Source organism: Vibrio sp. 1580, assembly GCF_033340055.1.
In genome coordinates this window covers 1-510 of record NZ_JAWOVT010000781.1, presented here as the reverse complement: position 1 = coordinate 510, position 510 = coordinate 1, and the positions used below count along the sequence as shown (strand labels likewise).

General features: G+C 51.2%; 1 protein-coding gene. It reads right to left on the bottom strand.

Going from position 1 to position 510, the window contains the following annotated elements; all coding sequences use genetic code 11:
- Positions 1-510, bottom strand: a 510-nt coding sequence (locus R7093_RS28355) for a 3'-5' exonuclease (protein ID WP_318147426.1), incomplete at both ends; no start/stop codon positions are given.

Sequence of the window (510 nt, the reverse complement as noted above, 5' to 3'; positions counted from 1 at the left end):
GCTTCTCGAATTGGCGAGTTGCGGTCACCAATTCCTCCAAGTTCTCAATACGAGCCTTAGATTTTTCGCCCTTCTCTTGCTCATACATGGCAAACAAGCCAGAGTACTTGATCACATGGTCTGTTTGCTCGTGCAACGGCATCTCTAACGTGTCGTCTTCGAGTGCGGTAATAAGTTCGATAAAGCGACCTAATGCCCCAGCCGCTCGACCCGCGAGCACTTGTTCATCCAACATCGCAACGCTGGCTTCCCACATCGTGCAACCACGATCACGCGCCGCACGGCGAATGGTTTCTAGTGTCTTGTCACCTAAACCACGAGTTGGCGTATTCACCACACGTTCAAATGCAGCATCGTCATTACGGTTGGCCATCAAACGCATGTAGGCCAGTGCGTCTTTGATTTCCTGACGCTCGAAGAATCGCATACCGCCATAAATACGGTATGGCAGACCAGCTTGAATCAACGCTTCTTCCAGTACACGAGACTGGGCGTTGTTGCGGTACAACA